13 protein-coding genes and 1 pseudogene are annotated in these 13,111 nt (G+C 64.9%); 9 read left to right on the forward strand and 5 right to left on the reverse strand.

Annotation, left to right across the window (positions count from 1 at the left end; all coding sequences use genetic code 11):
* The first annotated feature begins 7 nt into the window (after positions 1-7).
* The 8 genes and pseudogenes from ACPGXI_RS13030 to ACPGXI_RS13065 all read left to right on the forward strand — a co-directional run bounded on the left by ACPGXI_RS13030 (position 8) and on the right by ACPGXI_RS13065 (position 6,538).
* Positions 8-604, forward strand: coding sequence for a TetR family transcriptional regulator (locus ACPGXI_RS13030; protein ID WP_526653501.1), 597 nt, complete (start codon positions 8-10; stop codon positions 602-604).
* Positions 601-1,824 carry a cytochrome P450 gene (locus ACPGXI_RS13035; protein ID WP_526653503.1) on the forward strand — a complete coding sequence of 408 codons (1,224 nt, stop codon included), beginning with the start codon at positions 601-603 and terminating at the stop codon, positions 1,822-1,824. Before ACPGXI_RS13030 ends, ACPGXI_RS13035 begins: the two co-directional genes overlap by 4 nt.
* Positions 1,824-2,645, forward strand: a complete 822-nt coding sequence (locus ACPGXI_RS13040; RefSeq protein WP_526653505.1) for an SDR family oxidoreductase — start codon at positions 1,824-1,826, stop codon at positions 2,643-2,645. Before ACPGXI_RS13035 ends, ACPGXI_RS13040 begins: the two co-directional genes overlap by 1 nt.
* Positions 2,645-3,988, forward strand: a pseudogene (cyp51, locus tag ACPGXI_RS13045) (lanosterol 14-alpha demethylase); the annotation flags it as partial. The gene ACPGXI_RS13040 and the pseudogene cyp51, both read left to right, overlap by 1 nt.
* 75 nt (positions 3,989-4,063) lie before the next feature.
* On the forward strand, positions 4,064-4,270 hold the full coding sequence (locus ACPGXI_RS13050) for a ferredoxin (protein ID WP_526653507.1): 207 nt from the start codon (positions 4,064-4,066) through the stop codon (positions 4,268-4,270).
* Positions 4,271-4,282: 12 nt separating this feature from the next.
* A complete protein-coding gene (locus ACPGXI_RS13055) occupies positions 4,283-4,834 on the forward strand; it encodes a nuclear transport factor 2-like protein (RefSeq protein WP_526653509.1) in 552 nt (183 codons plus the stop codon).
* Positions 4,835-4,936: 102 nt separating this feature from the next.
* A complete protein-coding gene (locus ACPGXI_RS13060) occupies positions 4,937-6,064 on the forward strand; it encodes an NDMA-dependent alcohol dehydrogenase (protein ID WP_526653511.1) in 1,128 nt (375 codons plus the stop codon).
* Between the two features lie 6 nt (positions 6,065-6,070).
* Complete coding sequence (locus ACPGXI_RS13065) at positions 6,071-6,538, forward strand: nuclear transport factor 2 family protein (RefSeq protein WP_526653513.1); 468 nt, start codon at positions 6,071-6,073, stop codon at positions 6,536-6,538.
* On the opposite strand, the gene ACPGXI_RS13070 is transcribed toward ACPGXI_RS13065, so the two are convergent.
* From ACPGXI_RS13070 to ACPGXI_RS13085, 4 genes are read right to left on the reverse strand one after another with little or no spacing between them, the layout of a single operon-like run.
* Complete coding sequence (locus tag ACPGXI_RS13070; protein ID WP_526653515.1) at positions 6,531-8,180, reverse strand: long-chain fatty acid--CoA ligase; 1,650 nt, start codon at positions 8,178-8,180, stop codon at positions 6,531-6,533. The genes ACPGXI_RS13065 and ACPGXI_RS13070 overlap by 8 nt on opposite strands.
* Positions 8,181-8,219: 39 nt before the next feature.
* Positions 8,220-8,768 carry a NifU family protein gene (locus ACPGXI_RS13075; protein WP_526653517.1) on the reverse strand — a complete coding sequence of 183 codons (549 nt, stop codon included), beginning with the start codon at positions 8,766-8,768 and terminating at the stop codon, positions 8,220-8,222.
* A 1-nt stretch (position 8,769) separates the two neighbouring features.
* The gene (gene feoB / locus ACPGXI_RS13080; RefSeq protein WP_526653519.1) at positions 8,770-10,710 is read right to left on the reverse strand and encodes a ferrous iron transporter B; all 1,941 of its coding nucleotides are present in this window, start codon (positions 10,708-10,710) and stop codon (positions 8,770-8,772) included.
* Complete coding sequence (locus ACPGXI_RS13085) at positions 10,707-11,012, reverse strand: FeoA family protein (protein WP_526653521.1); 306 nt, start codon at positions 11,010-11,012, stop codon at positions 10,707-10,709. Before ACPGXI_RS13085 ends, feoB begins: the two co-directional genes overlap by 4 nt.
* 164 nt (positions 11,013-11,176) lie before the next feature.
* On the opposite strand from ACPGXI_RS13085, the gene ACPGXI_RS13090 reads away from it, so the two are divergent.
* Positions 11,177-11,581, forward strand: coding sequence for an HIT family protein (locus ACPGXI_RS13090; protein ID WP_526653523.1), 405 nt, complete (start codon positions 11,177-11,179; stop codon positions 11,579-11,581).
* Here ACPGXI_RS13090 and ACPGXI_RS13095 read toward each other — a convergent pair.
* Positions 11,553-13,019: a sensor histidine kinase gene (locus ACPGXI_RS13095; protein ID WP_526653525.1), complete on the reverse strand. Its 1,467-nt coding sequence runs from the start codon at positions 13,017-13,019 to the stop codon at positions 11,553-11,555. The genes ACPGXI_RS13090 and ACPGXI_RS13095 overlap by 29 nt on opposite strands.
* Between the last annotated feature and the right edge of the window lie 92 nt (positions 13,020-13,111).

The following is a 13,111-nucleotide window of genomic DNA, read 5'->3' on the forward strand; positions in this document are numbered from 1 at the left end:
TGGACATGTGTCCAGTCAAGTCGCTGCGGCGATTGTCGATTCATCGCAGCAGCCGCCCCGAAACCGTCGCCAGGAAGAGACCTTTCGCAAGGTCCTGGCGGCAGGCCTGGAAATGTTGCGCGAATCCTCCTACGCAGACCTGACCGTGCGGGCGGTCGCCGCCCGAGCCAAAGTCGCACCGGCGACCGCCTACACCTACTTCTCCTCCAAGAACCATCTGATCGCCGAGGTTTACCTGGACCTCGTGCAGCAGGTCGACTACTTCACCGACGTCAACGAAAGCACGGTCACCCGTGTCGATAGGACACTGCGCAGCATGGCACTGATGGTCGCCGATGAGCCCGAGGTCGCCGCCGCGTGCACCACCGCGCTGTTGTCGGGCAACGATCCCGCCGTGCTCGGGGTACGCGACCGGATCGGTGCCGAGATCCATCGCCGCATCCGCGCGGCACTCGGTCCCGACGGAGATCCGCGCACGCTGTGCGCATTGGAGATGACCTTCTTCGGGGCCCTGGTCCACGCCGGCAGCGGACCGTTCACCTATCAGCAGATCGCCGACCATCTGAGCTATGCGGTCGGCCTCCTGGTCGGAGAGGATCGATGACCATCGGCAGCGGCGCGGTCAGCGATGTCATTTTTGATCCGTACGACTACGACTTCCACGAAGATCCGTATCCGTACTACCAGCGGCTGCGCGACGAGGCTCCGCTGTACCGCAACGAGGAACTCGGTTTCTGGGCGGTGTCGCGCCACCGCGACGTCCTGCAGGGCTTCCGCAACAGCACGACGCTGTCCAACAAATTCGGCGTCTCCCTCGACCCGGCCTCACGGAGTCCACACGCGTGGAAGATGATGTCGTTTCTGGCCATGGATGACCCCGATCACCTGCGCCTGCGCACTCTCGTGTCGAGAGGTTTCACACCGCGCCGAATCCGCGAACTCGAACCGCGGGTGACCGAGATCGCGGTCCAGCATCTCGACACCATGCTCGAGCGCGCCCGCAGCAACGAAACCGTCGACTACGTCGACGAATTCGCCGGCAAGCTGCCCATGGACGTCATCTCGGAGCTGATGGGCGTTCCGCAGGCCGACCGCGACCAGATCCGAGGCTGGGCCGATGCGGTGGTGCACCGCGACGAGGGCGTCACCGACGTACCTCCCGCAGCGGTCGAGGCCTCGCTCAACCTCATCGTCTACTACCAGGGCATGGTCGCCGAGCGGCGCGAGCGTCTCGCCGACGATCTGACGTCGGCGCTGCTGGAAGCCGAGATCGACGGCGACCGGCTCACCGATGACGAGATTCTCGGCTTCATGTTCCTGATGGTGATCGCGGGCAATGAGACCACGACCAAACTCCTTGCCAATGCCGCGTTCTGGGGGCACCGCAACCCCGACCAGCTGGCACCGGTGTACGAAGATCTCGGGCGCGTGCCGCTGTGGGTGGAGGAGACGCTGCGCTATGACACGTCCAGCCAGATCCTGGCCCGCACCGTGTCCGGCGAGCTCTCCCTCTACGACACCACCATCCCCGATGGCGACGTGCTGCTGCTCTTACCCGGGTCCGCACACCGCGACGAGCGCGTCTTCGCCAACCCCGACGAATTCCTGATCGGGCGCGAGATTGGCCCCAAGCTCATGAGTTTCGGCAGCGGCGCCCATTTCTGCCTCGGCGCGCATCTCGCGCGGATGGAGGCCCGGGTTGCGCTGGCCGAGTTGTTCAAGCGAATCCGTGGATACGAACTGGACGAGGCCAATGCCGTCCGCGTCCACTCGAGCAATGTCCGCGGCTTCGCCCACCTGCCCATCCACGTGGAGACTCGCTGATGCCTCGATTCGACCCCATGCCCGGCCGCCGTCCTGCACTCGTCGCGGGCGCCTCCTCCGGTATCGGCGAAGCCACCGCAATCGATCTGGCCGCTCACGGGTTTCCGGTCGCCCTGGCCGCCCGCAGGATCGAGAAGTGCCGGCAGATCGCGGAAAAGATCGGTGCCGACGGCGGTGAAGCGATCGCGGTGCACCTCGACGTCACCGACCCCGACTCGGTGCAGGCCTGCGTCGAGCAGACCACGGCGGAACTCGGAGATATCGAGGTGCTGGTTGCCGGGGCCGGCGATACCTATTTCGGCAAGCTCGATGCGATCAGCACCGAGCAATTCGAGTCGCAGGTACAGATCCATCTGATCGGCGCCAACCGCGTTGCCGCAGCAATACTCCCGGGCATGATCGAGCGTCAGCGAGGCGATCTCATCTTCGTAGGTTCCGACGTCGCGCTTCGCCAGCGCCCGCACATGGGCGCCTACGGGGCGGCCAAGGCGGCACTCGTGGCGATGGTGAACAACCTGCAGATGGAGTTGGAGGGCACGGGGGTGCGGGCCTCGATCGTTCATCCCGGACCGACGAAGACGGCGATGGGCTGGAGCCTGCCGGCCGAGCTCATCGGGCCCGCGCTGGAGGACTGGGCCAAATGGGGCCAGGCCCGTCACGACTACTTCCTGCGCGCCGCCGACCTCGCGCGCGCCATCACTTTCGTCGCGGAAACCCCTCGCGGCGGGTTCATCGCCAACATGGAGCTCCAGCCCGAGGCGCCGTTGGCCAGCGCGCCGGCGGACCGTCAGAAGCTGATCCTCAACGAGGAGAATCTCTGATGACCACCGCGGCTGCGCCCCGCGTCTCCGGCGGCGAAGAGGAACACGGCCATCTCGAGGAGTTCCGCACCGATCCGATCGGGCTGATGAAGCGGATTCGAGACGAATGCGGCGATGTCGGCTGGTTCCAGCTCGCCGACAAGCAGGTCGTCATGCTGTCCGGCGCGGAGGCCAACGAGTTCTTCTTCCGCTCCAGCGACGAAGACCTCAACCAGGCCGAGGCCTACCCGTTCATGACGCCGATCTTCGGCGAGGGGGTCGTGTTCGACGCAGACCCGGAACGGCGCAAGGAGATGCTGCACAACTCGGCGCTGCGCGGCGAACAGATGAAAGGCCATGCCGCGACGATCGAGAACGAGGTCAAGCGGATGATCGCCGACTGGGGCGACAGCGGCGAAATCGACCTGCTGGACTTCTTCGCCGAGTTGACCATCTACACCTCGACGGCGTGCCTGATCGGGTTGAAGTTCCGCAACCAGCTCGACTCGCGGTTCGCCCACTACTATCACCTGCTCGAGCGCGGTACCGATCCACTGTGCTACGTCGATCCCTACCTGCCGATCGAGAGCTTCCGGATCCGCGACGAGGCGCGCGCCGGTTTGGTCGAACTGGTGCAGGAAGTCATGCACGGCCGACTGGCCAACCCGCCCAGGGACAAGAGCGATCGGGACATGCTCGACGTGCTGGTTTCAATCAAGGACGAAGAGGGCAGTCCCCGTTTCTCGGCCAACGAGATCACCGGCATGTTCATCTCGTTGATGTTCGCCGGTCATCACACAAGCTCGGGAACGTCGTCGTGGACACTGATCGAGTTGCTGCGCCACCCGGCCGCGTACCGGGAAGTCACCCAGGAGCTTGCTGACCTCTACGCCGACGGCCGTGAGGTGAGTTTTCATGCGCTGCGCCAGATTCCAAAGTTGGACAACGCGGTCAAGGAGACGCTGCGACTTCATCCGCCGCTGATCATCTTGATGCGCGTGGCCCAGGACGAGTTCGAGGTGGCGGGCCATCGGATCCACCAGGGCCAGATGGTGGCGGCCTCGCCGGCGATCTCCAATCGGCTCCCTGAGGATTTTCCGAACCCGGACGCGTTCGATCCGGAGCGCTACGAGAAGCCACGGCAGGAAGATCTGATCAATCGCTGGACCTGGATTCCTTTCGGCGCCGGCAAGCATCGCTGCGTAGGGGCCGCGTTCGCCCAGATGCAGATCAAAGCGATCTTCTCGGTGTTGTTGCGGGAGTACGAGTTCGAGATGGCACAGCCGCCCGAGAGCTACCAGAACGACCACTCGAAGATGGTGGTTCAGCTGGCCCGACCAGCCAGGGTCCGGTACCGCAGGCGAGCCAACCGCGGGCTGGAGGGCTGGGCCCACACGGCCGGCGCAGGGCACGACCGGGGAATCGAGAAGGCCTGACCCATGGGCTGTTATCGCGTCGAACTCGACGAGGACCTGTGCCAGGGGCACGCCATGTGCGAGCTGGAGGCTCCTGATGTCTTCACGGTGCCCAAGCGCGGCATCGTCGAGATCCTCACCGCGGAGCCACCCGACGCGCTGCGCGAGGACGTCGAACGAGCCGTCGAGATGTGTCCAACCCGTGCACTGTCGCTTCACCAGAAGGAATGAGGAAGATAAGACATGACTGAATCCGGCACGCGGCGCGCCCAGCTCGAAGAGTGGGTCGAGCGCTGGCTGAAGGCGAATCGGGATGCCGAAGCCGCCGGTGACTGGAAGCCCATGGCCGACTTCTACACCGAGGACGCCACCTACGGCTGGAACATCGGCCCCAAGGAGGACGTGATGTGCTTCGGCAGGGATCAAATACGCGAGATCGCCTTGGGCCTGGAGATGGAGGGCCTGGAGAACTGGGTTTACGAGTATCAAAAGGTGCTGATCGACGAGAAGCAGAACGAGATCGTCGGCTTCTGGAAGCAGGTCGCCAACAAAGGCGACGGCAGCCGCGATGAGATCTACGGCATCGGTGGCAGCTGGTTCCGGCTCGACAGCAACCTGATGATCGAGTGGCAGCGGGACTTCTTCGACTTTGGTCACGTGCAAAAGGCGTTCCTCAAGCTGATCGAAACCGGCGACCTCACCCCGACCATGCAGAAGCGCATCGAGCGTTCGGTCGCCGGGGAGCAGCTGCCCGGCTATTACCCGCTCGGCCAGGCGCCTATCCCGCTCTGGTAGCCATCCCCCAGCTCTTGCCCAAGCACTTGCTTGGGGGCACTGTGATATGGCTAACTAGAGCCTCTAGTCTCTAGGTAGAGGCTCTAGTCGAAAGCAGGAGACATGAAGACCAAAGGCGCTCTGATCTGGGAGTTCAACCAGCCGTGGTCGATCGAGGAGATCGAGATCGGTGACCCCGTCAAGGACGAGGTCAAGATCCAGATGGAAGCGTCGGGCATGTGCCACTCCGACCACCATCTGGTCACCGGCGACATCTCGATGGCCGGATTCCCGGTGCTCGGCGGACACGAAGGCGCCGGCATCGTGACCGAAGTCGGCCCCGGTGTGGAGAACGTCGCCGTCGGCGACCACGTGGTGCTGTCGTTCATCCCGTCGTGCGGCGAGTGTCCGACCTGTCAGAGCGGCAAGCGCAACCTCTGCGACCTGGGCGCCGGACTCCTCGCGGGCACCGCTGTTTCCGACGGCACCCACCGTATCCATGCCAAGGGCCAACCGGTCTTCCCGATGACGCTGCTCGGCACGTTCAGCCCCTACATGGTCGTCCACAAGACCTCGGTCGTGAAGATCGACCCGTCCATCCCGTTCGAGGTAGCCTGCCTGGTCGGTTGTGGCGTGACCACCGGGTACGGCTCAGCCATCCGAAGCGCTGACGTCCAACCGGGCGACGATGTCGCGATCGCCGGCATCGGCGGCGTGGGGATGGGCGCCCTGCAGGGTGCGGTGATCGCCGGCGCACGCAAGATCTTCGCGATCGACCCGGTCGAGTGGAAGCGCGATCAGGCATTGAAATTCGGCGCGACGCACGCCTATCCCGATCTGGACTCGGCGATGATGGGTATCGCCGAGTCCACCCAGGGCCAGATGGCCGGCAAGACCATCATCACCACCGGTGAGCTCAAGGGCGAGGACATCGACAACTACCTCAACATGACCGCCAAGGGGGGCACCTGCGTGGTGACGGCAGTGGCCAACATGATGGAAACGAATGTCACCATGAACCTGGCGATGCTGACCCTGCTGCAGAAGAACCTGCAGGGCACCATCTTCGGCGGCGGCAACCCGCACCACGATATTCCCCAGATGCTGTCGATGTACAAAGCGCGCAAGCTGAACCTCGATGACATGGTTACCCGGCAGTACAAGCTTGAACAGATCAACGATGGCTACCAGGACATGTTGGAGGGCAAGAACATCCGCGGTGTCATCCGCTACACGGACGCCGATCGGTAGAGCGCGATGACCGACGGCGGAACCGAAACGGCCGACCTGAGGCCGGAGGGCAGCGGGGAACTGACGCCGGTGGTGGCCGCGTCGCGGAGCTCGTGGCGGTGCGTGCAGTCCGGTGATAAGGCGGGCTGGCTCGCGCTGATGGCCGACGACGTCGTCCTCGAGGATCCGATCGGCGAGGCCATCACCAACCCGGACGGCAACGGCGTGCGGGGGAAGGCGGCGGTGGCCGCCTTCTTCGACGCCCACATCGGCCCGAATCAGCTGCGCATCACCTGCGAAGAGGCCTTCGGGTCCAGCAGCCCGACCGAGGTCGCCTACATCCTGATCCTTGAGACCACGTTCCCCAACGGTTTCTCGGCGACAGTCCGCGGTGTGTTCACCTACCGCGTCAACGGCGCTGGCCTGATCACCAACCTGCGGGGCTACTGGAACATGGACGCGATGCGGTTCGCCGAACCGGAGGCGGTCAGTTAGCTTTCGGCAGCTGGTGATCGCGGAACTTCTCGCGCAGCTCGCGCTTGAGCACCTTGCCAGTCGCGGTGTGCGGCAACTCGTCGACCAGCACGACGTCGTCAGGCAACCACCACTTGACGACCGCACCGGCCAGGTGGTCCAGAATATCTCCGGCGGAAGCGCTGTGCCCCTTGCGCAGCACCGCAACGAGCAGCGGCCGCTCCTGCCATTTCGGATGCGCTACACCGATGACAGCGGCCTCGGCCACCGCCGGGTGACTCATCGCGGCGTTCTCCAGGTCGATCGAACTGATCCATTCGCCACCGGATTTGATGACGTCCTTTGCTCGGTCCACCAACTGCAAGTATCCGTCGGGGTCGATGGTGGCCACGTCTCCGGTAGGAAAGAAACCCTCGCTATCGAGTTTGTCACCGCCGTCACCTTTGAAATAGCCGCTGGCGATCCACGGCCCCCGCACCCAGACCTCACCGAAAGCTTCTCCGTCCCAGGGCAACCTGTTTCCGCCATCGTCGACGATCTTCAGGTTCACGCCACAGACCCCACGGCCCTGTTTCAACTTGATCTGCGCCCGATCGGCGGTATCCAGTCCGTCATGCTTGGGCAGTAACCGGCCGATCACGCACAGCGGACTGGTCTCGGTCATCCCCCAGCCCTGCATCGTCTCGGCGCCGAAATCACGTTCGAAACGCTCAATCATCGCCAGCGGCAACGCCGCCCCGCCGGTCCCGGCCACCTGCAACCCCAGCTCGTGGGGATCGATCTCTGGGTGTTCGTCGAGATAGGAGAACAGCATCATCCAGACCGTCGGCACGCCCTGGCTCTGGTTGACGCCTTCGGATTTCATCAGCTGGTAGACGGACTCGCCGTCGAGGTGAGGTCCGGGCAGCACGAGTTTGGCGCCAACCATCGCCGCGGTGTACGGCGTACCCCAGGCATTGGCGTGGAACATCGGCACCACCAGCAGCACCGATGAGCCACTGTGGATGTCGTTGGTGTCCCTGGCGGCCGTCATCAATGTGTGCAGGATCGTCGAACGATGGCTGTAGAGAACACCTTTCGGGTTTCCAGTGGTGCCTGAGGTGTAGCACAGCGACGATGCGCAGCGCTCGTCGAACTCGGGCCAGTCGAATCGGGTGGACTGCGATCCGATCAACTCATCCCAGCACAGCAGTCGGTCGGAAGGGATCCCGGGCACGTCGGGCATGTGCTCGCGGTCGGTCATCACGACATAGCTGCGCACCGTACTGAGCTGAGGAGCCAGCTGACCCACCAGTTGCGCGAACGTGGTGTCGAAGAACAGGATCCGATCCTCGGCATGGTTGATGATGTAGGCGATCTGGTCGGGGAACAGCCGCGGGTTGACGGTGTGCATCACGGCGCCCGAGCCGGAGACACCGAAGTACAGCGCCAGGTGACGATCGCTGTTCCAGGCCAGTGTCCCAACGCGGTCCCCCGCCTCGATGCCGAGTTCGGCCAGCGCGTTGGCGACCTGCTTGGACTGCTCGCACACCTGCGACCAGGTGGTTCGCCGGACGTGGCCCTCGGGCAGCCGGGACACGATCTCGGTCTCGGCGTGAAACACCGCCGCGTGTTCGATCAACGACGAGATCATCAGCGGCCGGTCCTGCATCAATCCCAGCATTGGGCAAGGTTATCCAGGTGGACCTCGCCGGGTCCGGTATTACGGTTTGCCGCGCGCCCGAACCCGGCGCAGTGCGGGGTAGAGCTCGCGCACGGCGGTCTCGAAACGTCGAGCCAGAGTGAGTTCAGCGGCCGGGCAATGCGCGCAGGACCCGGTGAGCTCCACCTCGACTTCGCCGTCGGTGACGCCCAGCACGGTGATCCCACCGCCATGGGAGCGGACGTAGTCACCGACTTCGCCGTCCACGACTTGGGCCGAAGCCATCCGCAGCACGTCGTCGGCCAAACAGTCCTCGCGTGCTCGCCACTGCTCGCTGCTGGCCAACGCCACTTGCAGCGCGGACCGGACCCGTCCGCCTTCGGGTCGCCAGCCACGCCCTATACCCAGTCGCACCCGCACCGCAGCCGGTTCGACGAACAGCGATTCCACGGTGCCGTCATCGAGCAGCCCCTGTAGCGGTGCAGGCACCTCGGCCGCCGCCCCGACGAATCCCAGAGTGCCGGGCCGCATCACCCAGCGCAGCGCCCGGTCATCGCCGGGGACGGGCTCGGGATGCAGCGGCACCATCACATCCTCTGTGCTGCCCATCTCAGATCACCGCCGCGACGACTGTGTGGGCCAGCAGTGCCATCACCCATGCCAGGGCGAACATATAGCCGAAAGCGATGGCCGGCCATCGCCATGACCCCGACTCACGCCGCATCACCCCCACGGTGGACATGCACTGCAATGCGTAAAGGAAGAAGGCCAGCAACGCCGCGACCACCGCTGGCGTGAACAACTTCTCCCCGGCCCGCGGCCCCTCTTGCACGGTCATCTGCTCAAGCGCCCGCGCCGGGTCGTCGGGATCCTCGGCCGCGGCGACCTGCCCGAGAGTGGACACAAACACCTCGCGCGCGGACAGTGAGGCCAGTACCCCGACGTTGATCCGCCAATCGAAGCCGAGCGGTTCGAACACCGGCGAGACGAACCGGCCGACCGAGGCGGCATAGCTGTTGTCGATCACGTATGCCGATGCGGCCGCTGTGTCGCCGGGGTCAACTCCGGCTGCCGACATCGCCTCAGTGCTGCGGGCCGGAAGGTTGAGCAGCACCCAGAGCACGATTGTGGTGACCAGGATGATCTTGCCGACCTTGAGGAGGAAACCCTTGGACGGTTCCCACACCGAGATCAGCACCGATCTCAGCGAGGGCAGCCGGTAGGGCGGCATCTCCATGTAGAAGGGAAGCAGCGGCCCTCGACCTCTCCCGATGCGGCTGAACACCCACGCCGAGGCCATCGCTGAGATGGCCCCCAACAGGTACAGCCCGAACATCACCGCGCCCTGCGCTCCGATCGGGCCCAAGCGGATATCTGGGCTGACCAGCAACCCGATCAGCAGCACGTAGACCGGCAGCCGCGCCGAGCACGTCATCAGCGGTGCACCCATCATGGTGGCGATCCGGTCCCGTGCCGACGGCAGCGTGCGGGTGGCCATGATCCCCGGGATCGCGCATGCCAGCGAGGACAGCAGCGCGACGAAGGCCCGGCCCTCCAAACCGGCCCCGGCCATCACCCGGTCCATCAGGAATGCGGCGCGGGACATGTAGCCCACGCCTTCGAGCAGCGAGACCATCAGGAAGAGCAAGGCGATCTGGGGCAGGAAGACCAGCACACCGCCGACCCCGCCCAACATGGCGCCGGACAGGAAGCTGCCCAACATGGCGTTGGAAACATGTTGGTCGACCAGGCCGCCGAGATAACCGAAGAACCCCTCGACACCCTCCTGTAATGGTGCCGCGACGGTGAAGATGACCTGGAAGAACGCGAACATCGTCGTGAAGAAGATCAGCGTGCCCCACACCGGGTGCAGCAGCACGGCGTCGACCCGGCGGGTGCGCTCGTCGTGCTGCGGTTGCACATAGTGGGCAGCGTTGAGCACCGATTCGATCCAGGCGCTGACTTCGGCGGTATCGGTGGGCGGCAGCACGGCGGGCTGCTGCCACTGTGTCGGCTCGGGCAGCAGATCGCGCAGTTCGCCGAGTTCGCGGGCCCGGCCGGCGACGACGGCCACCACCGGTACGCTCAGCGCGCGACGCAGCGCAGCGATGTCGACAGCGCCCTGGCGGCGAACGAGCTCGTCGGTGAAAGTCAACACCACACACACCGGGACCTCGGTCTGCAGAATATGCGCGAGCAAACCCAGAGATCGCCGCAGAGTCGTCGCGTCCAGGGTTACCACCAGACCGTCAGGCGTGGTCAAGTCGCTTTCGTGCTCGAGTACGTCAACGACAATCTGCTCGTCCGGACTCATGGGATCGAGGCTGTAGGTGCCAGGGAGGTCCTCCACCATCAGCGACCGCCCCCCGACCCGCGCCGCTCCCTCGAAACGGGCAACAGTGACGCCCGGGTAATTTCCGGTCTTGGCCCGCAGTCCGGTGAGGGCGTTGAACAGGGTCGTCTTACCGGAGTTCGGACTGCCGAGCAGGGCCAGCCGCGGACCGTCCGGCGTCCTCGCGTCGACGTCGGGAGGGTTGGCGCAGGAGCTCACGCCGTCGTGACTCCGTGGATGCACCGGGCCTGGGCCCGGCGCAGTGCGATCTCGTACCCGGCGATGCGGAACATCAAAGGGTCGGCCAGCGGGGCTTTTCGCAGCGCCTGCACCTCGGTGCCCGGCGTGAAACCGAGGTCGACCAGACGGCGGGCGGTGGCGAGATCGATCTCGCCGCTCACGTCACAGATCACCGCGCGTTGACCACGTTTGAGCTCGGCCAGGCTGATGACGGGGCCGGTGGCAATCGGCGGGCAAGGCGCGACCTCGCGCTGGCTCAACAGGGCGGATAGCTTCGACATAGGTGGACCTCATGCGTCTGGGGTGAGCCCGGCCTTCCGAACCTTAGGTAAGGCTACTCACACTTAGGTTGACCTGTCCAGATGGGTGGAGCGCACGCGCCGTCATCTCGTCTCGACCCCACGTGCCTGTGTCAAGACTATCGAGAAGGTGGAATGCTCAGAGCATGGCGACCGTCTTCACAAAAATCATCAACGGTGAAATACCCGGCCGATTCGTCTACCAGGACGACGAGATCGTGGCCTTCCTCACGATCGAGCCGATGACCCAGGGCCACACGTTGGTCGTACCGCGGGCCGAGGTCGACGAGTGGCAGAACCTCGAGCCCGCCGTCTTCGGCCGAGTGATGGAAGTTTCACAGTTGATCGGCAAGGCGGTATGCACGGCCTTCGGCGCCGAGCGCGCCGGACTCATCATCGCCGGCCTCGAGGTGCCCCACCTTCACGTGCACGTGTTCCCCGCACGAGACCTGGCCGACTTCGGATTCGCCAACGTCGAACGCAACCCGTCCGCGGAGTCGCTCGCCGAGGCACAGTCGAAGATCAAGGCCGCACTGGCGCAGCTGCGTTGACGGGCATCGCTCCATCGGCGATGCGCGGCAGGTTCACTCGGAACCGACACCCATGCCCTGGCGCGGTGGTCAGGTTGACGCTGCCGCCGTGCGCGTTCACCAGTGAGTCGACGATCGACAGCCCCAACCCGGTGCCGCCGCTGGCGCGCGTCCGCGACGAATCCGTTCGGTAAAAGCGCTCGAAAATGCGCTCGGCATCCTCCGGACGCATCCCCGGACCCTCGTCGCACACCTCGAGCACGGCATTGTCGGCGTCGGTACCCACTCGCACCGTGACGCCTGCACTCGCCGGGGTGTGCTGTAGCGCGTTGGCCACCAGGTTGCTCACTATTTGACGCAGCCTCGCCTCGTCGCCCAATACCTCGGGGGTGCCGGGCCCGTCGAAGACTTCCACCCGAATCGTGCGTTCGGGCGCGATCGACTGGGCATCGCCTACCGCATCGGTGGCCAGCGCGAGCAGGTCAACTGGACGTTGTTCCAGTGGGCGCAGTGCGTCGAGCTGGGCCAACAGCAGCAGATCCTCGACGAGCAAGCCCATTCGCTGAGATTCGCTTTCGATGCGACCCATCAACATCTCCATGTCGCTGGAGGCGCCTTGTCGATAAAGCTCGGCGAATCCGCGGATTGTCGTCAACGGTGTCCGTAGCTCGTGGCTGGCGTCGGTGATGAAGCGGCGCATCCGTTCCTCGGAGATACGCGCCCGATCCGCCGACGACTCCGACAACGCCATCGCTCGCTGGATTTGCGCGAGCATTCCGTTGAGCGCCAACGACAATCGACCGACTTCGGTCCGCGGGTCACGTTCGGGCACGCGACAGTCCAGTTGCCCCGAGGCGATCGCGGCAGCGGTCTGCTCGACCTCTGCCAGCGGCCGCAGGCTCCGTCGCACGACGACATAGCCCAGTACCCCGAGCACCAGGAGGACCGCCGATCCGATGCCCAGCTGCGCATAGGCCAGCGACCGCATTGTCGACTTCACCTCGGAAAGGTCGATAGCCACCGTGGTGAGGTCTCCGCCCAGGCCGCGCACCGTCATCGCGCGCCACTGGACGTCGGGATGATCGGTTGATCCGACGGTCACCGGCTCGGGCCCGACGTCGTTGTCGGCGGGCAGCTCGGGCTCGGCGGCGCGGTCGTTGACCGCCAACCAGGTGTGGCCGTCCGAATCGACGCTGCGGACGTAGAAATCCGAGGGCGGGCGGGCGGGGTTGGGGTCTTCGATCGCGATGCTGGGCAGCGGCCTGGGAACCCGCGCCCAGCCTGATGAAGCGTCGAGCAAGGTGTCATCCACCCGGTTCATGAGGGTGTGCCCCAAGATCTTCGTCACAGCGAAACCGGACGCCAGCAGACCGCAGGCCACCAAAACCAAGGTGGCTGCTACCAGCCCTACCCGGAGCGGAACACCACGACTGAGTTGCTGCCTGATCAGACCTGCCACACCGCTATTGTCGTCGGCTCTTCGCGCAAGCGCTCATCTATTGTCGTCGGCTCTTCGCGCAAGCGCTCATCTATTGTCGTCGGCTCTTCGCG

Origin of the sequence: Mycobacterium sp. (assembly GCF_049608025.1) — a bacterium.
Classification (GTDB): domain Bacteria; phylum Actinomycetota; class Actinomycetes; order Mycobacteriales; family Mycobacteriaceae; genus Mycobacterium.